The organism is Actinosynnema sp. NPDC023587 (assembly GCF_040640215.1).
GTDB lineage: Bacteria > Actinomycetota > Actinomycetes > Mycobacteriales > Pseudonocardiaceae > Actinosynnema.
The window spans coordinates 59194-86058 of sequence record NZ_JBFABG010000020.1; the positions used below are offsets into that span (position 1 = coordinate 59194).

General features: G+C 66.4%; 19 protein-coding genes and 3 pseudogenes. 12 read left to right on the plus strand and 10 right to left on the minus strand.

Translation table 11 applies throughout. The features are described from left to right. Positions 1-121 precede the first annotated feature (121 nt). Together AB0G01_RS32500 and AB0G01_RS32505 are read left to right on the plus strand one after the other, a co-directional pair. The gene (locus AB0G01_RS32500) at positions 122-1351 is read left to right on the plus strand and encodes a cytochrome P450 (RefSeq protein WP_360953738.1); all 1230 of its coding nucleotides are present in this window, start codon (positions 122-124) and stop codon (positions 1349-1351) included. Between the two features lie 207 nt (positions 1352-1558). Further along, complete coding sequence (locus tag AB0G01_RS32505; RefSeq protein WP_360953741.1) at positions 1559-1741, plus strand: hypothetical protein; 183 nt, start codon at positions 1559-1561, stop codon at positions 1739-1741. A 599-nt stretch (positions 1742-2340) separates the two neighbouring features. Here AB0G01_RS32505 and AB0G01_RS32510 read toward each other — a convergent pair. Continuing rightward, positions 2341-3120: pseudogene (locus AB0G01_RS32510) on the minus strand (transposase family protein). A gap of 910 nt (positions 3121-4030) precedes the next feature. Between AB0G01_RS32510 and AB0G01_RS32515 the strand changes: the two are divergent. The 6 genes and pseudogenes from AB0G01_RS32515 (at position 4031) to AB0G01_RS32540 (ending at position 13301) form a co-directional block, all read left to right on the plus strand. After that, the gene (locus AB0G01_RS32515) at positions 4031-4450 is read left to right on the plus strand and encodes a hypothetical protein (protein ID WP_360953744.1); all 420 of its coding nucleotides are present in this window, start codon (positions 4031-4033) and stop codon (positions 4448-4450) included. 606 nt (positions 4451-5056) lie between these two features. Next, positions 5057-11380, plus strand: coding sequence for an SDR family NAD(P)-dependent oxidoreductase (locus tag AB0G01_RS32520; RefSeq protein ID WP_360953747.1), 6324 nt, complete (start codon positions 5057-5059; stop codon positions 11378-11380). Between the two features lie 90 nt (positions 11381-11470). Beyond that, positions 11471-11890 (plus strand): hypothetical protein, encoded by a 420-nt coding sequence (locus AB0G01_RS32525; protein ID WP_360953750.1) that lies wholly within the window; start codon positions 11471-11473, stop codon positions 11888-11890. Positions 11891-11901: 11 nt separating this feature from the next. Then, positions 11902-12105 carry an integrase core domain-containing protein gene (locus AB0G01_RS32530; protein ID WP_360953795.1) on the plus strand — a complete coding sequence of 68 codons (204 nt, stop codon included), beginning with the start codon at positions 11902-11904 and terminating at the stop codon, positions 12103-12105. A gap of 45 nt (positions 12106-12150) precedes the next feature. Further along, positions 12151-12685: pseudogene (locus AB0G01_RS32535) on the plus strand (transposase family protein); the annotation flags it as partial. A gap of 280 nt (positions 12686-12965) precedes the next feature. Beyond that, positions 12966-13301, plus strand: a complete 336-nt coding sequence (locus tag AB0G01_RS32540) for a hypothetical protein (protein WP_360953753.1) — start codon at positions 12966-12968, stop codon at positions 13299-13301. Positions 13302-13345: 44 nt separating this feature from the next. Here the strand turns inward: AB0G01_RS32540 and AB0G01_RS32545 are convergent, their stop codons facing one another. Continuing rightward, positions 13346-13660: a helix-turn-helix domain-containing protein gene (locus AB0G01_RS32545; protein WP_360953756.1), complete on the minus strand. Its 315-nt coding sequence runs from the start codon at positions 13658-13660 to the stop codon at positions 13346-13348. Positions 13661-13774: 114 nt separating this feature from the next. Beyond that, entirely contained in the window at positions 13775-14752 is a 978-nt protein-coding gene (locus AB0G01_RS32550) for a saccharopine dehydrogenase NADP-binding domain-containing protein (RefSeq protein WP_360953759.1), read from the minus strand. An 834-nt stretch (positions 14753-15586) separates the two neighbouring features. On the opposite strand from AB0G01_RS32550, the gene AB0G01_RS32555 reads away from it, so the two are divergent. Then, on the plus strand, positions 15587-16183 hold the full coding sequence (locus AB0G01_RS32555) for a transposase (protein ID WP_360953762.1): 597 nt from the start codon (positions 15587-15589) through the stop codon (positions 16181-16183). Here the strand turns inward: AB0G01_RS32555 and AB0G01_RS32560 are convergent. From AB0G01_RS32560 to AB0G01_RS32580, 5 genes are all read right to left on the minus strand, one after another. Then, a complete protein-coding gene (locus tag AB0G01_RS32560; protein WP_360953765.1) occupies positions 16143-16526 on the minus strand; it encodes a hypothetical protein in 384 nt (127 codons plus the stop codon). The two genes, AB0G01_RS32555 and AB0G01_RS32560, sit on opposite strands and share 41 nt — an antisense overlap. A gap of 196 nt (positions 16527-16722) precedes the next feature. Next, positions 16723-16983 (minus strand): hypothetical protein, encoded by a 261-nt coding sequence (locus tag AB0G01_RS32565; protein WP_360953768.1) that lies wholly within the window; start codon positions 16981-16983, stop codon positions 16723-16725. Between the two features lie 439 nt (positions 16984-17422). Continuing rightward, positions 17423-18610 (minus strand): hypothetical protein, encoded by a 1188-nt coding sequence (locus AB0G01_RS32570; RefSeq protein WP_360953771.1) that lies wholly within the window; start codon positions 18608-18610, stop codon positions 17423-17425. A gap of 286 nt (positions 18611-18896) precedes the next feature. Next, positions 18897-20030, minus strand: coding sequence for a cytochrome P450 (locus tag AB0G01_RS32575; RefSeq protein WP_360953774.1), 1134 nt, complete (start codon positions 20028-20030; stop codon positions 18897-18899). A gap of 454 nt (positions 20031-20484) precedes the next feature. Then, on the minus strand, positions 20485-21015 hold the full coding sequence (locus AB0G01_RS32580) for a hypothetical protein (protein ID WP_360953777.1): 531 nt from the start codon (positions 21013-21015) through the stop codon (positions 20485-20487). Positions 21016-21263: 248 nt separating this feature from the next. Here AB0G01_RS32580 and AB0G01_RS32585 point away from each other — a divergent pair, with 248 nt between their 5' ends. From AB0G01_RS32585 to AB0G01_RS32595, 3 genes are all read left to right on the plus strand, one after another. Next, entirely contained in the window at positions 21264-22481 is a 1218-nt protein-coding gene (locus AB0G01_RS32585; RefSeq protein WP_360953780.1) for an acyl-CoA dehydrogenase family protein, read from the plus strand. Between the two features lie 162 nt (positions 22482-22643). Beyond that, on the plus strand, positions 22644-23669 hold the full coding sequence (locus tag AB0G01_RS32590) for a calcium-binding protein (protein WP_360953783.1): 1026 nt from the start codon (positions 22644-22646) through the stop codon (positions 23667-23669). 878 nt (positions 23670-24547) lie between these two features. Beyond that, positions 24548-25849, plus strand: coding sequence for an IS256 family transposase (locus AB0G01_RS32595; protein WP_360953786.1), 1302 nt, complete (start codon positions 24548-24550; stop codon positions 25847-25849). A 358-nt stretch (positions 25850-26207) separates the two neighbouring features. Here the strand turns inward: AB0G01_RS32595 and AB0G01_RS32600 are convergent, their stop codons facing one another. Both AB0G01_RS32600 and AB0G01_RS32605 read right to left on the minus strand, forming a co-directional pair. Beyond that, a complete protein-coding gene (locus AB0G01_RS32600) occupies positions 26208-26459 on the minus strand; it encodes a hypothetical protein (protein WP_360953789.1) in 252 nt (83 codons plus the stop codon). A gap of 320 nt (positions 26460-26779) precedes the next feature. Next, positions 26780-26865, minus strand: a pseudogene (locus tag AB0G01_RS32605) (IS5/IS1182 family transposase); the annotation flags it as partial.

Here is a 26865-nt window from a genome sequence, read left to right on the forward strand (position 1 = left end):
TTCACTGGAAAATTCGGCAGACTAGTTGATGTTGTTGCGTCGCCTGGACCAGGTGCCCGGCCAGCCTGCCGGTTCGCTTCACTCCGCCGACCCGCATCCCCTCAACTCAGGAGGCTCCCTGATGCCCGAGCCGGTCACCGCCGATATTCCCGTCGTACGTCTCGACCCTCTGGGCACCGATCACCATGGCGAAGCGACCAGGATGCGCGAGCTCGGCCCGGTCGTCCGCGTCATTCTCCCCGGCGATGTGTCGGCGTTCGCCGTGACTACGCATGAACTGGTCGCCGAGCTGGTGGCGAACCCAGTGATGAGCAAGAACTGGCGCAATTGGAATAAGGTCCAGAGCGGCGAGATCACTGACGAATGGCCGCTCGCCGGGATGGTCATGGTCACTAACATGGTGACGACAGACGGTGAAACCCACCAACGCCTGCGCCGCCCGATCACAAAGACGTTCACCCGAAGTCGCGTCGAGGATCTCCGGCCCCATCTGGTAGCGAACGTCGGCAAGTTGCTCGACGCGTTGCCGTCGCACGCGGTCGACGGGGTCGTCGACCTGCGCCAGCATTTCGCGAACCCGGTGCCAATGGACATGGTCTGCGAGCTGTTCGCGGTGCCGGTCGACTGGCGGCCGCGGCTACAGGAGCTGGCGTACAACGTCTTCCGTACCAACAACACGGCGGAGGAGGTTGCCGCCACCCAGCGCGAACGGCACGACATGCTGACGCGGCTCGTCGAATCGAAACGTGCCGATCGGGGCAACGACCTCACTTCTGCGCTCATCGAGCTGGGGGACCAGGGCGAGGAGACTTTGACGCAGGAGGAGCTGATCGACTCCATCTGGGTGTTCCTGACGGCCGGTCACGAGACCACGCTCAGCCTGATCGTCAACGGCGTGCGGGCGTTGCTGACCCACCCGGACCAGCTGCGGCTCGCCGTCAACGAGAACCGCTGGGCCGACGTGGTGGAGGAGACCCTGCGCTGGGACGCCCCGGTCGGCAACATCCCGGCCAGGTACCCGCTAGAGGACACCGAGATCGCTGGCGTGCCGATCGCGAAGGGCGAGGCGATCTTGGCGCCATACGCTGGAGTCTGCCGCGATCCCGAGCAGCACGGCGCGGACGCGGACAATTTCGACATCACCCGACCGCCGCGTAAGCACCTTGCATTTGGTGGTGGGCCGCACTTCTGTCTCGGCGCACACCTGGCCAGGTTGGAGGGAACAGTCGCGTTGCCGGCGCTGTTCTCGCGGTACCCGGACCTGCGGCTCGCGGTAGAGCCGAGTGAGCTGACGCCGGTGCCGTCGTTCGTCGCCAACTCGGCGGCCGCGCTTCCAGTCCGGCTGGACTGACCGGTACACCGCTCGCCGGCGAACGTCGTCGCCAGCGAGCAGCCTTCAGGTCGAAATCAAGCCGCAAGGAGATTTCGCCGGTGAGATTGGTGATGACGGCCTCATAGTAGGCGGGGTCCTCCGTGGTGGCGCGCGGGTGCAGCTCGCGGGACCGCGTGGAAGCTGCGTGACCACAGCTCACCGACCACAACGACCTCCGCCGACACCGTGCAGCTCACCGTGTCGGACAGGACCGCAGCGGGTGTTATTCCGCAGTTTCTGCCGGTGCTGGCGGCGAAGAACGACGACTCCGGAGGTAGGCGACGCGGTTGTTGTCGTGGAGCCGCAACCGCATCGACGGACTACGACGGCGAGCTGTTGCTCGGCCTCGCGCTGCTCGGCGCGGGCTGAGTTCACGCAGTCGTTGTGCGATCCCGAATAGAGACCTACGGCGGTGGCATCGGCACTCAACCGATGGGCGTACGCAGTCACCCGGCTGCTGGGTCTCGTCATAGCGACCTGTATGCGGAGCCGGTGTCCGAACTGGACCCTGAGCATCGCCTGTGCACGCTCACCGTCCCGGCCGAAGCGTGGGTGAGAAGGCCGTGGCTGAGCCTGCGCGGCTCCGGCCACGACCGGGTTCTACGACGATCTGTACGGTCGGCATGCCGGACACCTCGGCATCAACCGTCGACGGCATAGTGTCTTGTTCAGACGATTCGACGTTCGTCAACCTTGACTCGTCGTTGCCCCCGCTGCCCGCAGCGTCAGTCGCAGCGGCCGCACGTGGTACCGGCCGATGTTGGCGGTCGGCACCGGCATGATGTAAACGTTCTTCCCCCGGTCGTTGATCTGACAGTCGACCGAGGCGACTCCGAGCCGCCATCCTCGTCCGTCGAGGTCACAGTGACCGTCACCGAGCCGGGGTGGTCGCCCTTCGGGTCTCGCACCCCGGCGACCGATGCGGTGATCGCTGTTGCAGTCCGCTCACTGAGCCTTTTTCATCGTGGTCAACGGCGGGTTTCGACATGGTGCAGGACGAGGATGGCCGCGACGATCGCGGTGGCCCGGCGTGGGCAGCAGCGGAGCTTGACCGGGATCTTCCAGCCTTTGAGCAGCGAGACGGCGCGTTCGCCGAGTGCGCGGATGCGGGCGTGGGCCCGGTTGACCGCCTTCTGGCCGTGTGACAGTCGCGGCCGGGTGGCGTGGCGCTTGGACGGGGTGCGGCACCGTGCCGCCTGCGCCTTGATATGCCTTGTCGGCGAAGGCGGTGACGTCGTTGGTGGTCAGTATGCCGATCAGGCCGTGTGTGCGGGCCGCGGTCAGGTCGTGGACGGAGCCCGACAGGGCCGGCGAGGCCCACACCGACCGCCTTGTCGGGTCGGGTCGGCGAGGATCTGCACGTTGACGCCGTGGCGTCGGTGTTTGCCGGAGAAGTACGGCTTCTGGTCGGCGACGCGGTCGATCGGAACGAGGGTGCCGTCGAGGATGGCGTAGGCCAGGCGGGCGGCGCGTTCACCGGTAGCGTGGAGGCCGTCGGCCAGTGTGGCGAGCAGGTCCACCGCTTCGCGGACGTAGCGCCAGGCGGTGCTGTGGGAGATGCCGAATATGACGGCGAGGCGGGCGTGGGTGTCGCCGTTGCGCAGATGGGCAAGTACGAGCAGTGCTTGGCGGCCGGGTTCCAGTCGACGCCATCGGGGCCGACGCCGTACCCGCTCCGTGCGAATGAGATCGGCCATGTGGACAAAGGTGCGGTTGTACAGCGGAATCGTGGCAGGGTAAGACAGCACGGCGAGGCTCCCGATTGGGGCGTCGGATCTTGGTCGACTGCTGTCTTACCGGGAGCCTCGCCCACCGCGCCCCATCACTCAGCCCACGCCGTGACCTGCACCGTCACGATGAAAATGGCTCACTGGTGATGAACGTCAGCGCGTACGACATGTCGGTCTTAGTTCTGGTTGCCTCGCCGTTCTCGCATACGATCGCCGGCTCGCCGAACCGCCGTCCCCCACTGACTGGGGGCAGCCAGCCATGACCGACGGTGCCAGTGTTCGTCGCCGAAGGTCGTCGCGTCAACTTCACCGCTCTCATGTTGTTGACAACTTGTCCGAATGAGATCGCTTTCTTCTACTGGCCCTCCGTCTCCCGGATTATTGGGGTCAGATAGGTGAACACGGACGCCGCGCAGCACGGCTCGGTGAGCAGCGCCGCGCGGTGCCTGTGAGAAGTTCTGTGGTGTAAGGGACAGGTGCCGAACGCGGTTGTGAAAAACTTTCACTACCGTCCGTCCATCATCAGGTGAAGAGGAATGATCAACCATGCCCGATGACCACGACCTCGAATATGATCTCGTACGGGTAGATCAACTGACGTCCGCAGGCATGCACGACGGGCGAGGCAGGCATAGAACAAGGGTAACGACGGGGATAGCAAGCCTCAAGATTCGCCGAAATGATCATCAAGGGAAATCTGCGTATCACAGGGCGTGACAACTCCGTCATGCGATCATCGTATTGACAAAGCAGTCGCTACTTCATCAGAATGACCTGCTTCGAAGATCCAAGGGCTCCCCGGCTGCCATGTGTAAGTTCAACCAATATTTATGATCAACTATCGACCCTCTAATGTTGCATTGACAGATCGCCCGGCTGACCGTTTAACCTGAATAAGTTAGCCTGTCGACAAGGAGGAGTTGCATCAATGAACATGGACGCTAAAAATCTTGTCATGGACGGCACTGGGAAGATCACCTCAATTCGCATCCTTCCGCCGAACGGTGACAAAGTGCGGATGGAAAGCACGTACAACGGGGCCAGCATCTTCGCGGGACACAAGGTGACCGAGATCGTCACCTACGAGCAGGAAGAAGTGATTCCCAACTCGATGACGGGGTTCGCCAACGGCCAGATCGTCGCGAACGACGGCGGTGACGTGTTGCTGTGGCGCGGACCCGGCGCTGCAGTGCGCGTAGCAGGCTCGTCGGAGTTGGAGTGGCGGGGTTACGGCGTGATGCAGAGCCGGTCGGCGAAGTTCGCCGAGTTCAACGGGAAGATCCTCGACGTGGTGGTGCACGTGAACAACGACGGGAACACCACGGTTCAGGCCTCGATCTGGAAGTAGTGCTCGCCAACTGGTGAGTTGTCAGTTCTCCCGAAGCGTATCCGGGTTCTTCGCACGACCAGCGAGACACTCGGCGTTCGCCGACTACGCGACCGTGCGTCGCACACATCCACACCAGGCTGCGAAGCGGGTTCGCTGCTACGGAGGACTCTCGGATGATCTTGCTGGGTTCGACTCTGCCCTTCTTCGGGCTCAGCAAGATCAGCGCGAATACAGGACATCTCCGACACCGCGTGCTGCGTACATGCCACAGTCAGCAGCAGGTGGCGGTCCAGTGTTTCACCAGGGATCGTCGTCAAGGTCGAACGGTGGTCCAACTGCGACCCTACGTGATCAGTCGCGCATTTCCCGAACCGATCATCGCTGTGAGGGTTGACTTTCGTCCGGCCGGGTGGAGTTGGCTCATCGAATGCCGTGTGGGCCGCACTCGAAGAGGAATGCACTTGACAAGAAGATCGTTTTTTCCGACCGTCGGAACGTCGCAGCCGTGAACGCGGATTTACCCTGCAAGCATGGCGCGGCAGATTTCATCCATTGAAGACATTGCCTAGTTCGACACTGATCAGGTGTCCGAACTATCCCGTCACTTCCGTGGGGTGCTTTGTGATGCAGCCGAAATTCGAGGAGAACAAGGCCGGCTTCGATCAAGACCCGGTCGCGGTCATCGGCATGGGTTGCCGACTACCTGGCGGAATATCCTCTCCTGAGGGCTTGTGGCGGGCACTCACAGCGAAGCTCGACCTTGTCGGCGAGGTACCGCCGGATCGCTGGAACGCGCAAGCGCTGTACGACCCCGACCCCGGTGTTCCGGGCAAATCCGTAAGTAGCCGCGGTGGCTTCGTGGACGATGTCACCGGGTTCGATGCGGAGTTCTTTCGGATCTCGCGGCGTGATGCGGAGGCGATGGACCCTCAGCACCGCATTCTGCTAGAGGTGGCGTGGGAAGCGCTGGAGAACGCTGGTGTCGTACCGGCGAAGCTTGCGGGTTCATCGACGGGGGTGTTCGTCGGGACATCGACACAGGACTACCACGTCTCCCGAGCCAGGGCCGCGCTCATCGAGAACGAATACACCGTACTGGGAACAAGCAGATCAATGGCCTCGGGGCGGATCTCCTACGCACTGGACCTGCGCGGGCCGAGCGCCACTGTGGACACTGCGTGTTCGTCGTCGCTGGTAGCGACAGACCTCGCTTATCAGGCCCTGGCCAACGGCCGGTGCGATCTCGCAGTCGTCGGCGGTGTTCAACTGCTCTTCGACCCCGATGGTACAGCAGGATTCTCACGTTGGGGGGCGCTGTCCCCGGCGGGGCAGTGCCGGTCCTTCGCCGCAGGCGCCCTCGGATTCGTGCGCAGCGAAGGATGCGGTGTCGTAATCCTGCGTCGGTTGGCCGACGCAGTGCGCGAGAGGGATCGCGTACTGGCGGTGATCCGCGGCAGCGGGGTCAACCAGGACGGACGGACAGAGGGGATCACCGTGCCGTCCCGTCCGGCGCAGGAAGCGCTCATCCGTGAAGTGGTGCGCCGATCAGGAATCGACCCCCGGCGGGTGGGACTGCTGGAAGCGCACGGCACGGGCACGCCCACCGGCGACCCCATCGAGTTCGCAGCCCTGTCGGCGGTCTATGGCGCAGGTGAGATGCCTGCGGCTCTGGGTTCGATCAAAACCAACATCGGGCACTGCGAGGCCGCTGCCGGCGTAGCCGGGTTGATCAAAGCTGTCTTGGCTCTGCGGTACGGCAAGATTCCGGCGAACTTGCACTTCGACCGGTGGAATCCCGACATCGACGCGGACTCGAGTCGGCTGTTCGTGCCCACCGCGCTGACGGACTGGCCCACAGTCGAGGAACCGCGGCTGGCCACCGTGTCGTCCTACGGCATTTCTGGGGTCAACGCCCACATGGTGCTGGAACAGGCTCCTGCGGTGGCGTCGACGCCACCGGGATTGCGGGATGACCGCGAGCGGGTGTATCCGGTCTCGGCGAGTTCTCCCCGGACGCTGGCGCTGACCGCCCGGCTGTTGGCCGAGTGGCTGGACAGCGCCGCCGGACGCGAAGTGCCGCTCGACGACGTGGGTGCAACCTTGGCGCTGCGGCGTGCTCCCAGAACCGTGAGGGCGGCGGTGGTGGCCAGCGACCGCAGCGGTCTGGTCGAGGGTTTGGTGTCGCTCGCGGAGCAGAAGCAGGGGCCGCAGGTGGTCGCATCCCGGCCAGTGGCCGATGGAGTTTCTCCGGTGTGGTTGTTCTCCGGGCACGGATCGCAATGGGCGGGCATGGGTGTTGGACTGCTGCGCACCGAGGCCGCCTTCGCCGAGGCGATCGCTGAACTGGAACCGGTGATCCTCGCGGAGTCGGGGTTGTCCGTCCGCGACGCGCTCACCTCCACCGAGGGCGTAACCGGTTTCGCACGCGTGCAGCCGGTGCTGTTCGCGTTGCAGGTGGGGTTGGCCGCGGTGTGGCGGGCGCACGGGGTGGCACCCGCCGCGGTCATCGGTCACTCCCTGGGCGAGGTCGCAGCTGCGGTCGCGGCCGGCGGGCTGTCCCCGACTGAGGGCGCCATCGTGGTGTGCCGGCGATCCATGCTGGCCAGCAGGGTGGCGGGCTTGGGTGCAATGGGCGTGGTGAACCTCGCGCCCTCGGAGGTCGCTACGGAATTGTCCGCCAAGGGCATCAAGGACGTGGTCGTCGCGGTCGAGACGTCCCCCGGGTCCACTGTGGTGTCGGGCGAGGCCGCTCGGGTGCGCGCCCTGCTGGCCGAATGGGAGGCCCGCGACCTGTTCACCAGGGAGGTGGCAGTGGATGTAGCATCGCACTCCCCACAGATCGACCCGATCATCGATGACATGAACCGACAGTTGGCGGACCTGTCACCTCAGAAAGCCAACATCCCGTTCTACAGCACCGTCCATCCCGGATGCGTACCGCGGTTCGACGGCACGTACTGGGTGGACAACATGCGCCTGCCGGTGCGGTTGTCAACCGCAGTGAAGGCGGCGTTGGCCGACGGACATCGACTGTTCTTGGAGTTGTCTCCGCACCCGCTGCTGATCAACGCAACGGAGGAGATCGCGACACAGACCGGTGTGGACATCCGCACGGTGCCCAGTCTCCGTCGCGGAGCCGAACCCGACGCGGGACTGGGGCAGGCGCTAGCTGCCGCGCATTGCGCCGGTGTCGCCGTCGACTGGACTCCCGATCACGACAGGGGCGACCTCGCCGATGTCCCCCTGGCGCCATGGGAGCACTCTTCGCTGAAGCTGACCTCACGAGACGAACCCAGTATCGCCACGACCGGTGGACAACCGCTCCTGGGGGCGCACGCTCAGCGAGCCGCGCGGGACGGCAGGCACTACTGGCAGGCAGAGGCCGGCACGGATCGCCACCCGTGGCTGGCCGACCACCGTGTGCTCGGGCACCCAGTGATGCCCTTGGCAGGATTCGTCGAAATGGCCTTGGCTGCCGCTGCCGAGATTCACGGTGAGGACGCCACCGTGGACCTGGAGGACATCGCCGTCCACGATGCTCTGCCCCTCGATGACCGGGTCGCGCTGTACACCGAAGCGACCGAGTCCGGACCCGGCCTCTTCACAATCGACATTGCCACCCGCGCCTCTGACGGCGAGGCAGTTCGCCACGCCTCCATGAGCCTACGTCGGGTCGCTGACCACGCTGGGGAAACAGTGGGGTCGCCCTCACCACCTCCCCCGACAGACATGGACCACTTCTATGCCGCGCAGCAAGATCGCGGTGTGGACTACGGGCCGATGTTCCAGGCCGTGGTTGGGCACACCACACAAAATGGCGACCCGGACCGACTCCTGGCGACGATCGCCCTGCCCGCCGCTCTTCGTATTGGTGCCACCGGGTTCCGGTTGCATCCCGTCCTGCTGGACGGATGCCTGCAGTTGATCTACACCCATCCGAAGCTGAACGACCCGCCATCGTTGTACCTGCCTGTCCGCGTCGGTCGCATCCGGGTGCTCGCCGATCCGCACCGGGCGCGGTTCGCCCTGCTCGACGTGCGCCACGCCGCCGATCGAGAGTGCGTCTTCGACGCCCGGATGGTCGCCAATGACGGCACGGTGCTGGTCGAGGTCCTGGACGTGCGGGTCCGTGCCGCCGACACCGGGCACGGGAGCAAGGTGATGAGTCGGCGGCTGATGGCCCTGGATTGGGAATCCGTCGACACCTCGACCGCGCAAGAGGCACAGGACCGGTCCATCGTGGTCATCAGCGAGGACGAAGTGGACCCGTTGACTGCCGCTGTGACCGCTGGCCTGGCCGAGTACACCAGACACACCGACCTGGTTCCGGTGCCGCTGCACGACCCCGCCGCACGCTTGCTCCTGCGCGCTCGATTGGCTGACGACACCACCACGGATGTGGTCGTGGCCTGCCCCCAGGCGGGTGCCTCCGGCGTCGACCCCGACTCGGACACAGCTCTGAAACGGGTAATCCGCCTGGTCGAAGTGGCGCAGGTGCTGACCGAACGCGCCAGGCCACCCCGACTGTGGCTGATCAGCCACGCGGCACAGCACGTAGTCCCCGCGGATGCCGTCGAACTCGAACAAGCCGGCTTGCGCGGTCTCGCACACGTCATCGGCAACGAACACCCCGAACTCGGTGTCACGCACTTGGACCTGGACGCGGTCACCCACGAACCCGGCATGGTCGTTGACGACATCCTCACCGCCCCGACGTCACAGACCGAGATCGCTCACCGCGGCGGGCGTCGTTACCTCGCCAGATTGCACCACCTCCAGCTCACCGCAGCTCACCGGCTGCACCTCACACCCGATCCAGAGCACGACGGAGTCGCTCTGCGGAGCACCGACTCCTCGGAAGCGGAAATCGTGACCTGGGGATTGCGACCACGCCGGGAACCGGAACGCGACGAGGTCGAGGTCGAGGTGCATGCCGTGGCTTTAACGACCCGCGACCTCGAGCTCGCGACCCGGCGAGTGCATCAGGACGGCGACCGGCTGCGAGAACTCGGCATGGACTACGCCGGCGTGGTGCGCAGGATCGGAGACTCGGTCACCCGGTTGCGTCCCGGTGACCGAGTGGCGGGCCTGTGGCCCGGATCCCTCGCCTCCCACCTCGTAGTGCCTGCCGCCGCCGTGTTGCGAGTTCCCGACGGCCTGTCCACGCTCCAGGCCGCGACCGTCCCGGCAGCGGCGTTGACAGCCCGTTACGCACTGAGCCACGTCGCACGGGTGCGCGCGGGAGAACGGGTCCTCGTCCATCCGGCAACCGGGCAGACCGGCCTCGCCGCAGCCGCTTTGGCCCGAACACTCGGGGCGGAGGTCATCTGCACGGCTGTCACCGACGCCGAGCGGCAGGCGTTGCGGGACCAGGGCGTATCGCACGTGCTCGACACCCACGCCGCCGACCTTGTCGGCCAGGTGCGAGAACTCACCGGAGGTCACGGCATCGACGTCGTGATCAACACCTCGAGCGGACTCAGGACGCGCGCAGAACCGAAACTGCTCGCGTCCTGCGGACGGTTCGTCGAGGTCGGTATGCGCGATGGCCACGCCGCCGACCACCTCGACCTGTCCTCGCTGCGCCGGCGCGCCATCACCCTCGCGGTGGTCGACCCCGCATCGGTGGTCACGAGCAACTCCAGCCTGCTGGCGGAACTGGTCGAGGAAGCGGAGCAGGACGTCACCGCTGGACACGTGTCGACGTCGCCGGTGCACCGGTACCCGCCCACCGAGATCGACCAGGCATTCCGCGACACCGCACCCACGACCCGCGCGGCCAGGGCTGTGGTCGACCTCGTACGTGATCCCGGCGGGGAATCGGCCCGGATAACGGTGCCCCTCGACCCACAGGAGGTCGCCGTAGTCCGCCGCGACAGCACCTACCTGATCACTGGCGGTCTTGGGGGCATCGGCTTGCACGTGGCACGTTGGCTTGCCGACAACGCCGCGGGCAGGATCGTGCTCAACGGCCGCAGCACCGTCACCGTCCGGGCCCGGCAGGCCGTGGACGAACTACGCGCAGAAGGCCACGACGTCCGCATCATCCTCGGTGACCTCACCATCCCCGGTGTCGCGCAACACCTCGTGGACGAGTGCCTGAGGGAAGGGATGCGGCTGGGGGGCATCGTGCACGCCACCATGGTCGTCGCCGATGGCACCCTCCCCAACATCACACCCGACCTGATCGAGCGGGCTTGGCGGTGCAAGGTCGACGCCGCCTGGCTGCTGCACCACGCCAGCGCGCCACATCGACCGGCCTGGTGGGTCTCCTTCTCCTCCTTGACAACTGTCATCGGCAACCCGGGACAAGGCCCTTACTGCGCCGCGAATGGTTGGCTGGAAGGGTTCACCCACTGGAGGCGTAGCCGGGGACTGCGCACGCAGCACATCAGTTTCGGCGCCTGGGCCGGGCACGGACGCGGCGCCCACCTGAGCGAACAAGGCGTCGACATGATCGAGCCCGAAGAAGGAATCGCTGTGCTCGAACACGTGCTGCGCCACGACCATCCCGCTCCGTGCTACGGGCCCCTCACCGTCGACGGCTGGCTCGCGAACCTCGGGAGCCGCGCACTAGAGACGACTCTTCTTGCCCCGCTGGCGGCTTCCGAACGCGAGAATGGCGACAGTGCTTCCAAGCCCTTCCTCGACACATTGGCGGCCGTCGACACCACGAGCCGCGGTCAACTGCTGGTACGTCGCATCGTCGACCATGTGGCGAGCTGCCTCTCGGTAGATCCCAGCGCGATCGGCGCTGAGCAGCCTTTCGCCGCCCAAGGAATCGACTCACTGACCGCGTTGGAGCTGCGAAACCGCATCTCCAGAGACATCGGAATCCGCCTGCCCCCCAAAGACATCATGCGGACGTACAACACGCCAGCCAGGCTCGGCACGCACCTGGAACGCCTGTTGGAGGCACTACAGACCCCTCACCCCTCGGATCGTTGACACAGCGATGAGGAACAGACAACCGCGACAACCTCGTCGCAGCAGCCGGTCTGTTACCAACAGGAACACCGGATCTGAAGGAGAGCCCTCATGTTCATCGACCTGAACTCCCTAGTGCTCAACGGACGAGGCAGAATCACATCCAGTCGGAGCCTGGGCTCGCAGGACGGCAGATGGCAGAGCGAGAACACCTACGAAGGAACCGGCACATTCGCCGGCATCGAGGTAGCCGAGACCATCACGACCGCGCACGAGGAGGTGCGGCCCGGATCAGTCTTCGGCATCGCCCACGCGAGGGTTGCCACCGCAGACGGCAACGAGATCGCCCTGTGGCGGGGATTCGGAGCGGCAGTGCACAAGGAGGGGATCTCGGAATTGATCTGGAGGGGCTTCATCGTAATGGCGAGCTCCACCCCGAAGTTCTCGCAGTACGACGGAGCCATCCTTGAATCACTGATCCGGGTCGTCGACGATGGCACCGTCATCGCACAAGCCTCGCACTGGAGGTAGGCAATTCCGCCATCTACTGGGACAACAGCCCCGCCGAGTCGTTCTGGTCGACGTCCAAACACGAGCACCACCACCGGCACGTCTACGCCACCAAAACGGAACTCGTTGCCGCAATTGAAAATTGTATCCATTTCTACAGCGGTACCCGGCGACACTCCAAGCTCGGGATGCGCAGTCCCAGCGACTATGAGAAGCCACTCCCAGCAGCCGCCTGAATCTCGTAGGCCCCTGTCCACCGTTTGGGGTGAACCTCATCCGGCCTGATCCGCGCCCACCGTAAGGAGCCGGGCTCGGCGTGGCGCAAGCTCGACCCGGGCCAGCAGGCCCTGCTTGTGCTCGTCTACCTGCGCAAGGGTGAGCCGTTCGCCGAGGTCGGCACCGAGTTCAAGGTGTCGACCACGACCTGCTGGCGGTATGTCAACGAGACCGTCGAGCTGCTCGCCCGGCGAACACCCAAGCTGCGCGCGGCGTTACGGACGGCGAAACGCAAAGGCCACGCCCACGGGATCATCGACGGCACGTTGATCCCGATCGACCAGATCGCCGCAGACCGGCCCTTCTACTCGGGCAAACAAGATCCACGGCATGAACCTGCAGGTCATCGCCTCACCCGACGGCGACATCCTGTGGGCATTGGGCGATCTGCCCGGCAGCACCCACGACACCGCCGCAGCTCGGATCCGGAACATCCTCGCCGCCCTGCGCGACACCGGACTGATCGCCCTGGCTGACAAGGGCCAAGGCTACGATCCCACCGGACAACAGGTGATGACCCCGTACAAGGGTCGGGACAAGCGGTTTCGCTGGTGGTCTTCGTGCCCTTGGTGCGGCTGCGGGTGATCCGGACTACCTGCTCGGCGTGGGGAACGGTATGCCCCTGGGGGTGTGCGGGGTGACGGCTTTGACGGTGCGGGTCTCGCGGCGTCCGTGACCACGGTCGCGAGTGCGGTCATCGACTGAAATTTTGGGCCAGGGCAGGGATTTGAGCTGGGCGAGCAACGTCGGTTGGTTCCTCTTGACTGCGGTTGCCAGGTGGGCTCCGTGGGCGGCGACCTGGTGGACGTGGCCGGCTTGGGTGCGCAGGGCGTCGGCGACGAACACCACGCCTTCCAAGGGTGCCCACAACTCTGCGGACGGCTTCGAGAAGCAGTGTGAACGCGGGAATCTCGTTCGATCTCGCGTCTACGGTGACCTGCGCGAGGATGATGCCGGTGTCCAGCGCGGAGAGCAGGGGGACCTGCCGGCCGTCGTCGAGGCGGACGCCCAGGACCTGCCGGGCGGTGCGGCGTCGGAGCGCAGTCCGCACTGGTCGACCCACGCGATCGCGGTGCCCTCGGCCTTCGCTCTGGTCTCGATCGCCGGGTACTGCTCGTCAAGCCACGCGCGCACCGCGGCGGGCTGCTGCTCGTAGGCGCGGGGACCGGGCGCGGCGGGGGTGAACCTGTGGCGGCGTGGTCACAGTCCGACACCCTGTTCGGTCATGTCGACCCCGACGACCAGCCGAATCAGCTCGACCACGCCCTGGCGGGTCCACAACGTGCCACCGATCAACAACTCCTCGGGCGTGTAGTCGGCCATCGCCACGAACAGCGTGCCCCGATCCTCCGCATTGATCAGCTCGGCCGAGCTGGCCGTGACGCCCCTCACGGGGGTCGCCAGACCATCGCGACCGTCCCGTCGGTAGGCACGCCACCAGGTGCCCACCGACCGTTCGGACACCCCGAACACCTCAGCGGCCTGCCGATAGCCCTCGACCTTCCCGGCCTCCAACGCCGCAACCGCAGCATCTCACGCTCCGCAGGCGACAACCGGTGCGCACCCTCAACCTCGATCACGAGTGATCAACCTACAGGAAGGTGATCGCTTTCGACGCAATATCTAATTTCACAGATCGACTATCTTGGTGTCGCCGATTGCGGTAACGAATGAAGAGCCGTAGACCGAGGCAGGACTTTGATAGCCTGCTGTGAATTCTCCGGCGAGGATGCGGCGGGCGATTTCCACAGAACACAGCTGCGAGAAGGCGTAGGCGTTCGGTGTGTCGATCAACGATCGCACTGCTCGACCAGAGGCGTCGGTCACCTCGGCAAGCGCCTGGTAACGGCCCTGGACAAGTTCCTCTCGCGAGGGGATCGCGGGTGGAGAATCGATGGTGACGCAGCCTGCGGCTGTGTCGAGGAACACGTCGATGTTCTCGATGCCGGTGGCTTGGTGGGCCGAGACAAGGCTGGCGAGGGCGGCCGGAATGCACTCCTCCGGGCCGTAGCCGAAATCGAGCTGACGCGGTTCGGCCTCTTCGAGCGTGATCAGGGCACCGCGGCGTCGTACCAGCGGTCCCAGTTCGGGAACGTCGTTCACGCTGTCGAGCGAGCCGCGCGTGTGGCTACCTGTCACTCTTAAGGCGATGGTGAGGCGTTCGGCGTCGGTGACACGGTGAGCGGTGTGCAGGGCCAGACAGTCGGGCACCACGACTCCCCATGAGCCGCCGCACATCAACATAACGCCGGCGTTCGCCGCGTCGTTCGCCCTCGATGCCGCGAATGCGAAAACAGTGAACTCCATGCAGACGTCCAGGTAGTGGACACCCGTTTCAATGCATGCGTTGATGACCTGTCGTGCGGTATTTCGAAATGGACCTGCGGCGCTAAGCACGCAATCGACGTTCGACAGGTGGTCGAGCATCTTATCTCTATCGTCTACGCCGAAGGCCCACCCCTCGACGCCGAGATTTTCCGCGAGCGCGGCAACAATCCCGGGTTCGCATCCACCTACAATGACGTCAAGGCCGGTCGCGGCAGCATGCTCCGCGATGAGACGACCAGAGTACCCCGTTGCACCGTAAATGAGAAGGCGTCCACTCATGTGATTCCCTCCGGAAACTCGACATCACGCGTCGGGTTTTGTTCGCGCAGGTGATGACCTCGGCCACCTCGTGCCTCGCCAGGGTGCGGCCCCGTTGTGTGCACTCGATCCGCGCGTTTCTCGCTGAGCGGGAATCTTCGTTCGGAACGATCTCTCCGCGCCCGTTCATAGTGCGGCTGTCGGCACCGACGGTCATCAGCTGAACATCCTCTTCGTTAAGGAAAGTTCCCTATTAGTTTAAGCGGTTGACAGGGAAGACTGTCAATGCGACATTGGAGGGTCGGCAGCTACCACCGGAAAGTCCGTCATATTACTTACTGTAGCCACTGGCTCCGGTTTTGAAGTACACCTAACCCGGAGCGAGTACGTCTGACTTGGCAAAGCGATGATCATGTGACGAAGTCGCTACCTTCCGTAGTAATACATTCTCGTGGTTATGATGCAAGTTCGGGATTTCTGAAGGTTGATCACCGGGAACTCCCGGTTGTTTCGTGCTGTGGCCTGGGGTCGAGCGGGGGTTACTGCTTCACTTCGAGGCTGGTCTCGAGGAGTTGGCGTGCGGCGCGGGCGTAGCGCACGGCGGTGTTCTCGGCGATGCCGAACACAGCGACGAGGTGCGGCGGGTCTGAGCTTGACTCTGTCGGTGATCTTGGAATAGTCGGTGTGTCGTGGTGGTTGACCGGTAGGTGACAGCGAGGCTTCCGGGGTCGGTGAAGTCGCAATGCTCCCTGAGGCGGTCAGATGTCGTTACGGGTTGGTCCGAGGTCCGCAGTGGAGGTCCCGGAGCTCACCGCGCGGATGGCACGAGCCAGTAATCCTGGTGGTACGACGGCGATGTGGGTGCGTGACCGCCTCGACGGCCTGTGGAGGGACGAGGACTTCGCCGACTGCTACTCCCGTAACGGGCGCCCTGGCCTCTCGCCCGCCCGGTTGGCCACGGTGAGCGTGCTGCAGTTCCTGCCGGGTCTGTCCGATCGCGGTGCCGCCGAGGCCGTGCGCTGCCGCATCGACTTCGAGTACGCACTCGGCCTGGAGCTCGACGACCTCGGCTTCCACCACAGCGTGCTCGGCGACTTCCGTGACCGTCTCCTGCGGGCCGGCAGGGCCGACCACCTCCTCGATGTCGCCCTGGCCCGCCTGAAAGACACCGGGCTGGTCCGCGAGCGCACCACCCAGCGCACCGACTCCACCCACGTCCTGGCCGCCGTGCGCGACCTGACCCGCCTCGAATTGGTGACCGAGGCGGTGCACGCGGCCCTGGAGGAACTCGCCCGCGTCGCCGACCACGCGCTGCACGGGCTGGTCGACGAGCACCGGGGCCGTCGAAAGACGCGATCCTGCACCGGCGTTGGAGCGGGGCATCCCATGCAGTCCCACGGGAGGGGCCGCGTCAGCCGGTCCGCTCGAACGCACTGTTGTTGCTCACGTTGATCCAGTAGCTTCCACCCCGGTAGGCGTAGGGCTCGTCGCTCGTCCTGAGCTTGGAGTACTGGTCGCTCCAGGCCGTCGTCTCGAACGCCGGGCCGTCGGCCGTGCCGTCGGACCGGATGCGGACCTTTTCCTCGCTCATGCCCTCGAAGGCCACCGTGACCACCAGTTCCCACTGGTAGTAATGCTGGAGCGTGAGCGCGTTGACGTCCAGCACGATCTCCTCGCTCTTGGCCAACGTCAGGTAGTTGACGTCGAGGTCCGGCTTCGGCGGGGCGGCGTCGTCCTCGTCGGGCACCAGGAGCCGGAGATCGGGGCTGTCGAGGTCCAGCAGCACCTCGCGCACGGGGGGCTTCCCCCTGCGGCGGAAATGTGATCAGGGCACCGCTCAACGGTGACGACTTCTCCAGGACGTGCGCGCGGAGGTCGAGGACCCGCACGTTCTCCTGATGATTGCCGATCAGTGAAACCTGGTGGCGCGAGGCCCTCTTCGCCACGTCGCCCAGGTAGTAAGGGGTCCAGGAGCCCATGATGCCGTGTTGCTAGTGGAAGATCCGGTACCGCTCCTCCGGCGTCTGGGCGTAGCCGCCGGTGCGCAGGACCGACTCGTCGACCGGCTCGGGGAAAGTCCGCGCCCAGACCCTCTCGTGCACGGGCCGGACGCGGGCCAGTACGGCAGGCTCCCTGGCGAGTTCGGTGTCCTCGGCCTTCTCGGCACCGGCCTGCGCGCCGGCCTCCTGCTCACCGGCCTGCTCCAGGGCGAGTTGTGCCCCGTAGTGCGTGGAGACGAGGTTGATCGGCAACGGGACGAGTGCGATCGTGACCGCGGCCGAAACCCATGGCCACCACCGCTGCCACGGCGGCTTCCGCTTCCGCTCCGGTACACGCGGAGTCGTCCTTGCCCGCTTCTCGGCTTTCCTGCGCTTCCTGTTCGCCATTCAAGTCTTCGGGAAAGAACACTGCGGGAACAACTTGTGCACCGAGGGTTACCGAGCAGATCCAGACCTCCGAACGTGGTTCCCGGAGTCCTCACCCGATCGCCCCGGCGGCCGGCCGCCGGAGGTCGAACGAACCACGTCCGGGACCGCCCGCGCCCGATGCCGGCCGACGCACGTTCGGGCTCCGCTACCCAGGTCGTTCCCAGAACGGGTTCCCGGACATCGGTCGCCACCGGCCCGGAAGGTTTGACGGGTCCTCATCGTGGTGTGCGTCGTCGGATCGGGCCGTCACGGTGGCAGGGGCTCAGTAGTCGAAGTCGGGGTTGGCCCAGTTCTGCCACTCGCCCCAGACCCGGTGGGTGCCCGAGCGGTTGAGGGCCGTGTTCCTCGCGCGTTCGTTGGTCTGCGCGTCGACGGTGATCATGTAGCACCAGAGGTCGTGGTCCTTGGCGGCGGCGTCGGTGAAGGGGAAGTTGAAGAAGTGGCCGCGCCAGTCGTTGGTCTTGACCAGCAGCGTGTGCAGTGCCCGCATGGTGGTGTAGTGGTGCGGGGCGTCGAGTTGGCTGAGGAAGGAGACGCCGTCCGCGGCGTCGCCCCAGAACACGACCTGGGTGTGCCGGGGGAACGCGGCCCTGTGGTGGCGCGAGTGGTACTCGAGGTCGGACAGCCCCATGTCCTGTCGCAGGAACCCGATCTGGTCCTGCTGGGTGCTCGTCGACCTCAGGCCGACGTAGTGGTTCCACCGCTCGTTGTACTTCGCCAGCGGGTTGTCCTCCTGGCTCCTCATGTGCTTGTAGATGAACGCGAAGTACGCGGTCTGGTCCTTCATGTCGGTCAACCAGGCGCTGCCGCCCTGGTGGATGTTGGTGAAGTACCCGCCCATGGCCGCGCCGGGCACCATCAGGGTGTGGCTCCTGAGCCAACCGCCGGTCCTGTCGTTGATGCCCTTCGCGATGTGCAGGGCGCGTTCCCGCACCTGGGCGGTGTTGGCCAGGTTCGTCTCGATCGGCACTACGCCCTGCAGCGAGGTGATTCCCTCGTTCTTCGCCCGGGTGATGATCCCGCTCACGTCGTTGACGAACTTGTCCGCGTTGTCCGTCAGATGGCCGTCCCGCTGGAGCCACACGCGCTGGTACAGGTAGACGTTCACCCCCCGGCCGTTCAACTCCCGCAGCAACCCCATGACCTCGGCGTCGCGCTGCGCCCGCGTCCTGTTGATCTCCACCAGGTCAGGGTCGGCGAGCATCCGCAGGGCCACCGTCCGGAACCCGTTGTTCTGCACCGAGAAGGCGGCCGTGGCGTAGGGAAGCCCCCGCGTGTTGAACCTGATCCCGAGGTGATCGGGTTCACCGCCCCACCACTCCGTCTTCCACTTCAGGCCGCGGATCGCACCCGGGTCCTGCGCCCGATCCGCGGCCTCCGCCGCGGAAGAGACAGCGGGATTCGCCGCCTCGACGGCGGGGGCGAAACCCGCCCCGAGCGAACTACCCATCACCGCCACGGTGAGGACCACGGCTGCCAGTCGCAACCGCCTCGTCCTGCCGGCGGGCCCCGCACCGACCTGCACCGGAATCCTGCGCATGTATCCCCCATGGTGACGATGACGCCATGTGACGCCTATCGGCACGGTAGAGGCCGCAACGACACCCGACGGGGAATGTCGCCCGTGTGAGTGACGACGTTCCGACATACCCGCACGGGCATAACACTGCGCCGCCACCCTCCCGTCATGCTGCCGGATCTATCGAATGCGACCAACTCGCCACGTGAGGCGTGGTCTATGCCGCCGGGGTCAGGCGCAACCACAGGTGACAGGGGGCGTGCAGGGTGTCGAAGGTCGGTGTGGGGGCGCGGTGAGGGGTCAGGTGGTGGTTCTTCAGCAGGGCCGCGAGGACGACGGTCAACTGCGTGAGGGCGAGGTGCGAGGCGGGGCAGGTGCGGGGGCCGAGGGCGAAGGGCAGGTAGGTGCCCGGTGCCGGGTGGAAGCCCTGGCTCCAGCGCTGCGGGTGAAACCGGGAGGGCTCCGGGTAGGCGTTCGGGTCGTGGTGGTTGAGGTAGGGGCTGAACAGCAGGTCCGCTCCCGCCGGAAGGCCGCGGGCCGGTGCGGCGAGTTGCCGTCGCAGCCGCCACACCGGTGGGTGCAGGCGCAGGGTCTCGCGGATTACCGCCCGGCACAGCGGCAGGTCCGCCGTCGGGTCCGCCCGCGCGGCGGTGACCTCGGTCCGGGCCCGATCCTGGATGTCGGGGTGGGTGGCCAGCTCGTGCAGGGCCCAGGCCAGGGCGGTGGCGGGTACGTGGTGGCTGGACAGCAGCATGGTGCGCAGCGCCAACGTCACGGTGTGCTCGTCGAACCCGTGGTCGGTCAGGACGGCCGCCAGTCCGGTGGCTGGAGGACGGGTGCGGACGTGGTGTCGGATGGTGTTGTAGGTGGCGCGCTGGGCGTGCCGCAGCCGGAGTCCGGGCCGGAGCGGCCGACGGGCCTGATCTGCCAGCACGAGTTCCCGTTCGACGAGGGAGGACAACGCCTCGGACGGTTCGCCGAGCAGGTGTCGGACGTTGATGGCGGAGATCAAGGCGATGGTCTCGTGCCCGATGTCGACGACGCCGGGCGACGGCCAGCCGGAGACGACCCGGGTGGCCTGGGTCGCGATCACCGGGATCGCCGAGGTCAGCCGGGACGCGGTGAGGAAGGGGTTCGCGGCGCGGCGCACTGCCATCCAGGTGGCCGACCCGTCCGGTCCCCACGATGTGACGCCGGTGCGTCGTGCGGCCCTGGCCGTGGACGTGTCCCTGCTCGCGAGGAAGCGCTCGGTCTCGGTGGGGTCGGTCACTAGCCACAGCCCGCGTTCGAGTTCGGTGACGCCTCCACCGGAACCCGCCGCCGCGATCAGGACGTCGAGTGGTTCGGTCATGGCTCCTCGCCCGCGAGTGGAGGGCGACTCCGCCCGGACCGCCGGCGACGCTCGGTCCGGGCGAAGCGGGTCACACCGTCGGGTAGGCGTAGTAGCCGGTGTTGGTGGAGCGGCGACGACGCATGATCTTCCGCAACAGTTTCATCGCACCCGTCCTTGTGTGGGAAAATCCAGTATTGCCAGGGGTTTTCTCCGAGGTCAAGGAAGCGTGAACACGGTTCACCCTGATGCGTCGACATGGATGAAGCCGCAGGCCGTCATTCGGAGTGGGTAGGTCAGCGACGAGGTATGTGCCGATGCGGAGACGGTGGTGAGACCGGTTCGGTGAGACCGGCGGAGGTTGAGGTCGGGCAGCTCGGCGACGTGCGTGGTGGAACCGCCGGGTGAACTTCCCGCCATCACCGCCCCCGTTCTCGACGACGACCAGGGTCCCGGCACGTTGTCGTTCGCCGGTTCACAGCACGGCGGTGAAGGTGACCGTGCCGCTGACGCTGGTCAGGCCTTGGGGGGTGAGGCAGGCGGTGAGGTCGGTGGCGGGCAGGACCTTGGTCTGCACGACGGTCGCGCCTTGGAAGAGGCCGTCGATCACGGTGCCGGTCAGGACGAGGACGGTGGTGCCGCCGGGTTTGAGGTTGACCTCGAAGCCGCCTTGGACGGTGCTGCTGTGTCCGGTGTTCCAGTGGTAGGTGGAGGTGTTGGTGGTGGAACCGGCCAGGCAGCTGAACGTGCCGCTGACCAGGGAGGTGAAGGTGGCTCCGGTGATGTCGGGGTGGCCGGGGGACAGGCAGCCGCCCAGCGTGCCGGTGGCTTGGAAGTCGATGTGCCTGGGTAGCAGTGTCATGCCGGGGGAGTAGGTGCCGACCTGGGTGCCCAGGGCGCAGTTGACGTCCACCACGGACGACGAGGCGGAAGCGGGCACGGGGGACAGGGCGGTGGCTCCGAGGAGTCCGCCCACCAGGGCGACGATCAGTGAACGCAGACGCATGAGGGTTTCCGTTCCGGAATTCCAGGGGGCGGGTCGAGTTTGGCGATCCCGGCGTCCGCTCTCAATCGGCTGAACGGCTTGTGGCGGTACACCGTGCGTGGGTGTTGTCCACCGCGGAACTGCGGAGTCCTGTGGTGTGCGGTTTCGCCTGAGGTGGAATATCTTTTCACCGCTCGGACCTGTCGCGTTGGTCTGTGTCCTCGGTAGGAAGGAGCGCCGTAGCGCCGCACACGTGATCGGAGCCGCTTGTGAGCACCCCTGCGGAACGCGACTGGAACACCACTCCGGCCACCGCCGAGGGGTGGCTCGACCGGGCTCGTGAGGTCGCTGCGCTGTTCGCCGTCGATGCGGTGGCCCGTGACCGGGCGGGCTCCACCCCGCACGCCGAGGTGGCCTTGCTCAAGGACTCGGGTCTGGTCGCCCTGCTCGGTCCGGTCGAGCAGGGCGGCGGTGGTCAGAACTGGACCACCGCGTACCGGGTCGTCCGCGAGATCGCCGCGGGCGACGGCTCCCTCGGCCAGTTGTTGGGCTACCACTACCTCTGGTTCTGGACGGCCCGCCTGATCGCCACCCCCGAACAGGTCGCGGCGGTGGAGCAGGCGGCCACCCGCGATCGGTGGTTCTTCGGCGGCGCGGTCAACCCGCGCGACAACGACCTGGTCGTCGCCGACGAGGGCGACGAACTCGTCTTCACCGGCCGCAAGTCCTTCTCCACCGGCAGCAAGGTCTCCGACGTCACCGTCCTGGAAGGCGTGCTGGAAGGCACCGACAAGCACGTCTTCGCCATCGTCCCGTCCCACCAGGACGCCATCGCGTTCAACGACGACTGGGACAACCTCGGCCAGAGGCTCACCGAGAGCGGCAGCGTCGAGATCCGCGGTGTGCGCGTGCCCTGGTCGGATGCTTTGGGCTACGTCGACAAGCAGTTCCGGCCGCAGGTCTACAACACGCTCAACGTGCCGCTGATCCAGTTGGTGTTCACCAACTTCTACCTCGGCATCGCCACGAGCGCGCTCACCACCGCCGCCGCGTACACCCGAAGCCGGACCCGGCCGTGGCCCTACGCCATCGACGTCAAGGACGCGGCGATCGAGGAGTTCCACGTCCTGGAGACCTACGGCGACCTGCGGGCCAAGCTCTGGGCCGCCGAAGCCCTGGCCGACCGCGCCGCCGAACTCGTCGAGGCGATCAACACCCACCCCGACACCGTCACCGAACGCCAACGCGGCGAAGCCGCCGTCGTCATCGCCGCCGCCAAGCAACGCGCCATCGACACCGGCCTGGAGATCGGCACCCGCGTCTTCGACGTCACCGGTGCCCGCGCCACCGCCAACACCACCGGCCTGGACATCTTCTGGCGCAACATCCGCACCCACAGCCTGCACGACCCGCTCGCCCACAAGCGCGCCGAAGTCGGCCGCTACGCACTGCTCGACGAGATACCCGAACCCACCTGGTACACCTGACCGTCGAGCCACGGGTCACTCGCCGTCGACATTACGGGAGTATTCCTCGTCTTTCGAGCGTAACGCGCTTTCCGGTGCGGGCGATGACACGCACGAGTTGCGCAGCTCTCCCATTGTGGTCGACCGGTTCCGCGTTGCGCGGTGAACTGGAAGGAGATCGCTGTGCGCAAATTCAGTGCCAGATCCACCCTCGGAGCGGTGGTGAGCCTGGTCGTGGCGGCTGCGTGGTCGCTGGCGGGTGTGCCCGCCGCGCACGCCACGACGACCTGTGACGGGCTGCCCGCCACCATCGTGGGCTCCGCGAGCGGCGAGACCCTCATGGGTACGAATGGGGACGACGTGATCGTCGGCTTGGGCGGGGACGACACCATCGTCGGGCTGGCCGGCAACGACCGGGTCTGCGCCGGGGAGGGTGACGACACCGTCTACGGCGAGTTCGTCGTGGTGCCCGACGCCCTCCCCGGCCTGCCCGCCCCCGGTCCTCTGGAGGACCTCTCCGACCGGGTGTTCGGCGAGGCCGGCGACGACCTCCTGATCGGCAACTCCGGAAGCGGCGTCATCAGCGTCTCGGCGGCCTACGTCGCCGACAACGACCACATCGACGGCGGGCCGGGGTCGGACGTCATCTCCGGCGGGTTCCTCGACGTGACGATCACCGCCGTCTCCGGCGGGATCGTCGGCCTCAACGACACCCTCATCGGCGGCGACGACCCCGACACCATCTACGGCTACAGCAGGACCATCACCGTGGGGACGGGCGCCGGTCTTGCCGGAGCGGTGCTGATCGGCAACCTCAACGACACCATCTCGGGCGGCGGGGGCGGCGACACCATCTACGGCGACGCGCAGACCGCGACCCTCGGCGTCAGCGCACCGGTGACCGCCGAGACCTCCAACGACACCATCAACGGCGGCGAGGGCAACGACACCATCTACGGCGACTACGAGACCCTGAACTCCCTCTCGGGCGCGAAGGCGGTCACCAGCGGCCACCGCGACACCATCGACGCCGGACCGGGCGACGACGTGCTCTACGGCGACGCCAAGAACGGCAACGCCAACTTCCTCGGCCTGGTCGTCGGCAACATCGACACCGTCAACGGCGGGATCGGCACCGACACCGCCGACGCCAGGCCGAGCCTGGACACCTGCAGCAACGTCGAGAACAAGGTCAGCTGCGAGCTGTGACCACGACGAACACCGCGGCGGTGGGCACTTGCTCACCGCCGCGGCGAACGCCGGGTGAAGATCGAGATCAGCTAGAGGAGCGCGAGCAGCCGGTTGCGGCAGCCCTCGCGGGCGAAGCCGGGTGCAAGCCACGGCGGTTCGGGATGTCCGGCAGACCGGACAGGTCCGCCCGGCCCTGAGCCCCACCCTCGTCCGCGTCCCCGGCACCGGGGAACCCTCGCTCGCCCCGTCGGGCACACCCGAACCGCCCGCCCGGCCACTCCGCTCCCGGCCGCGTGGAACGGCCTGGGCCTGTCCACCGAGGACGGCGTGACCATCCGTCGCGCGGTGGAGCGCACCGGAACCACCCACTGGCAGCAGACCACCCCGGCGCGGTTCATCTACACCAGCCAGGAGTTCGGCGTCTCCTCGGTGTTCCTGGAGACCAGGCCGTGGTCCTGGGCGCGTACTTCGGCGGGATGGTCTTCGCCGAGACCGCGCCGGGGTCCAAGCGCTACCGCCCCGAGATCAGCAGCATCTCGCGCGGCGACGAACGCCCTGCTCGCCTTGGGCTACGCGACGGCCTCGGGGAGCCGACCAGCCTGCCGCGCCCGCGGTCTAGGTCGACGCAACGGCCTGGACCGGCGGTAGGTGTTCGGATCAAGGATTGGTCGGACATGGATGACAGGTGTGAGCCAGCGTGACCGCAGAAATCGGTCGCCCTGTGCTTGCCGAAAATGCCGTCCGTGAAGGTCAGGGAGCGTGGTGGTACTCGTTGAGGATGCCGCCCAGTCGTTGCCGTCGGCGGGTGTCGAGTCGGGTGACGGCTGCTTGATCGGTGATCGACAGGGGGGACTGTAAAACGAGCGGTGTAACTCCTGATCAAGGATGCGCACCTGATGACCGAGATGATGTCCGGCGTGGAGCACGCCGACGACACGACGCCCGAGACCCGCCCGGCAGCCCTGGAGGGTCTGGACGAGCAGTTGGTCGACCAGTTGGTCAGCCGGGCCCGCGCCGGTGGCCTGAAGCTCACCGGTGAGGGCGGGGTGCTTCAGCAGCTGACCAAGCGGCTGCTGGAGTCTGCGCTGGAGGGTGAGATCACCGACCACCTGGGCTACGACAAGCACGACCCGGCCGGGCGCGGGACGGGCAACTCGCGCAACGGCACCCGCTCCAAGACCGTGCTCACCGACGTGGGACCGGTGGAGATCGACGTGCCGCGCGACCGCAACGCCGAGTTCGAACCGCGGATCGTGGCCAAGCGGCAGAAGCGGCTCAACGGCGTGGACGAGATGGTCATCTCGCTGTTCGCCAAGGGCCTGACCACCGGGGAGATCTCCGCGCACCTGGCCGAGGTCTACGGCGCCGACGTGTCGCGCCAGACGATCTCCACGATCACCGACAAGGTCGTGGAAGGCATGGTCGAGTGGCAGAACCGGCCTCTGGACCCGGTCTATCCGGTGGTGTTCATCGACGCCATCCACGTGAAGATCCGCGACGGCCAGGTGGCCAACCGGCCGATCTACATGGCGATGGCCGTGACCTGCGAGGGCCATCGATACATTCTCGGGATCTGGGCCGGGGACGGCGGCGAGGGCGCGAAGTACTGGCTGCACGTGCTCACCGAGCTGCGCAACCGCGGCGTCGCCGACGTGCTCATGCTCGTCTGCGACGGGCTGACCGGGCTGCCCGACGCCGTCACCACGGTCTGGCCGCGCACGATCGTGCAGACCTGCATCGTCCACTTGCTGCGCAACAGCTTCCGCTACGCCGGCCGCCGGCACTGGGACGCCATCGCCAAGACCCTCAAGCCCGTCTACACCGCCCCGACCGAGGCCGCCGCGAAGGAACGGTTCGCCGAGTTCGCCGACGCCTGGGGTGTCCGCCATCCGGCCATCGTCCGGCTCTGGAACAACGCCTGGGCCGAGTTCGTGCCCTTCCTGGCCCTCGACGTCGAGATCCGGCGGGTGATCTGCTCGACCAACGCCATCGAGAGCGTCAACGCCCGCATCCGCCGCGCGGTCAAAGCCCGAGGCCACTTCCCCAACGAGCAGGCCGCGCTCAAATGCGTCTACCTCGCGGTGATGAGCCTGGACCCGACCGGCACCGGCCGCAAACGCTGGACGATGCGCTGGAAACCGGCGCTCAACGCCTTCGAGATCGCCTTCGACGGCCGCCTGGCCGCCGGACGCAAGTAACCCTCTTCAACCCGAGTTACACCGCTCGTTTGACAGACCCCATGGTTGGGCGAGGGCGCTGAGATGATCTTGGTGTGCGTCGCGCAGCGGTGGTGTCGAATCGTCGGTTGACGGGTCTGTCGGCCCGGGTGATCACAGCTCTGGTGGCAGAGGTCGGCCCGGTTTGGCAGGCCCGTGAGGACGCGCGACGGGCGGCTCGGCCGCGTCTGCGTGCGGTGGGCGCCGGGGCGAGGTATCGGTTGGTGTTCATCGACCGTCTGTTGGCCACGCCGCCGCGCGCAGCCGGTCCGCCAGACCTTCCACCCGACCGGCCAACGTGCCGATCTCGCCGGTCACGGCCTCGTAGCCGGTCATCACGTCACCTCAGGTAGCTGTCGTCGGTGAAGTCACCGTCATCACCCGGCCGGCGACGCGGCGGGGCCGCAGGTCGGTCATCGGGCTCGGGCTGGGGGAAGTTCCGCTCGGCCACGGCCACGATGTGCTGCCCCGAGGGGGTCGGGCCCACCGTTTCCCCGACGATCCGCGCCAACTCGGCCGGATAGCCGGCCTGGGCCTTGCCCATCGCCTCCATCACCGCCGCCGCGATCTGCTCCGGCCGCAACCGGCTCACCCCGTCGGTCTGGAGCGGGGTCGCAGGTGTGCAGGCCTTGTCGGCGTATTCGTAGCAGTAGGCGTTGCCGAACCTTGTGGCTTCCGCTGCGCGGTTGGGACTGTTTCTGAGGACGATTACTCAAGCCGGGCAGCGCTCCTGCCCACGGCCCGCGCAGCCCGGCAAAACGCCTCCGTGTCACCAGTCGCCCACCAGGAATGACACATTCATTTCCCTGAAAGTCGTGCACATTTATACATTCACATGTTCAATTGCTGACTGACGGAAACTGGATCGGACGAGGGCCACCCTGGAGAGGCTGATGCTACACAGAGCCTTTTTCATCCTGCGGCGGTCTCGTGGTTCTGGAGGACGTGGATGGCTTTGGCCAGGCGTCCGGCGCGGTAGGGGCAGCTGCGTAGTTTGC

What these genes read in the sequence shown, in the direction of transcription:
- AB0G01_RS32500 (WP_360953738.1), top strand. Translation starts at nt 122, where the DNA reads ATGCCCGAGCCGGTCACCGCCGATATTCCCGTCGTACGTCTCGACCCT.
- AB0G01_RS32515 (WP_360953744.1), top strand. Translation starts at nt 4,031, where the DNA reads ATGAACATGGACGCTAAAAATCTTGTCATGGACGGCACTGGGAAGATC.
- AB0G01_RS32520 (WP_360953747.1), top strand. Translation starts at nt 5,057, where the DNA reads ATGCAGCCGAAATTCGAGGAGAACAAGGCCGGCTTCGATCAAGACCCG.
- AB0G01_RS32525 (WP_360953750.1), top strand. Translation starts at nt 11,471, where the DNA reads ATGTTCATCGACCTGAACTCCCTAGTGCTCAACGGACGAGGCAGAATC.
- AB0G01_RS32550 (WP_360953759.1), bottom strand. Translation starts at nt 14,752, where the DNA reads ATGAGTGGACGCCTTCTCATTTACGGTGCAACGGGGTACTCTGGTCGT.
- AB0G01_RS32555 (WP_360953762.1), top strand. Translation starts at nt 15,587, where the DNA reads ATGTGGGTGCGTGACCGCCTCGACGGCCTGTGGAGGGACGAGGACTTC.
- AB0G01_RS32570 (WP_360953771.1), bottom strand. Translation starts at nt 18,610, where the DNA reads ATGGGTAGTTCGCTCGGGGCGGGTTTCGCCCCCGCCGTCGAGGCGGCG.
- AB0G01_RS32575 (WP_360953774.1), bottom strand. Translation starts at nt 20,030, where the DNA reads ATGACCGAACCACTCGACGTCCTGATCGCGGCGGCGGGTTCCGGTGGA.
- AB0G01_RS32580 (WP_360953777.1), bottom strand. Translation starts at nt 21,015, where the DNA reads ATGCGTCTGCGTTCACTGATCGTCGCCCTGGTGGGCGGACTCCTCGGA.
- AB0G01_RS32595 (WP_360953786.1), top strand. Translation starts at nt 24,548, where the DNA reads ATGACCGAGATGATGTCCGGCGTGGAGCACGCCGACGACACGACGCCC.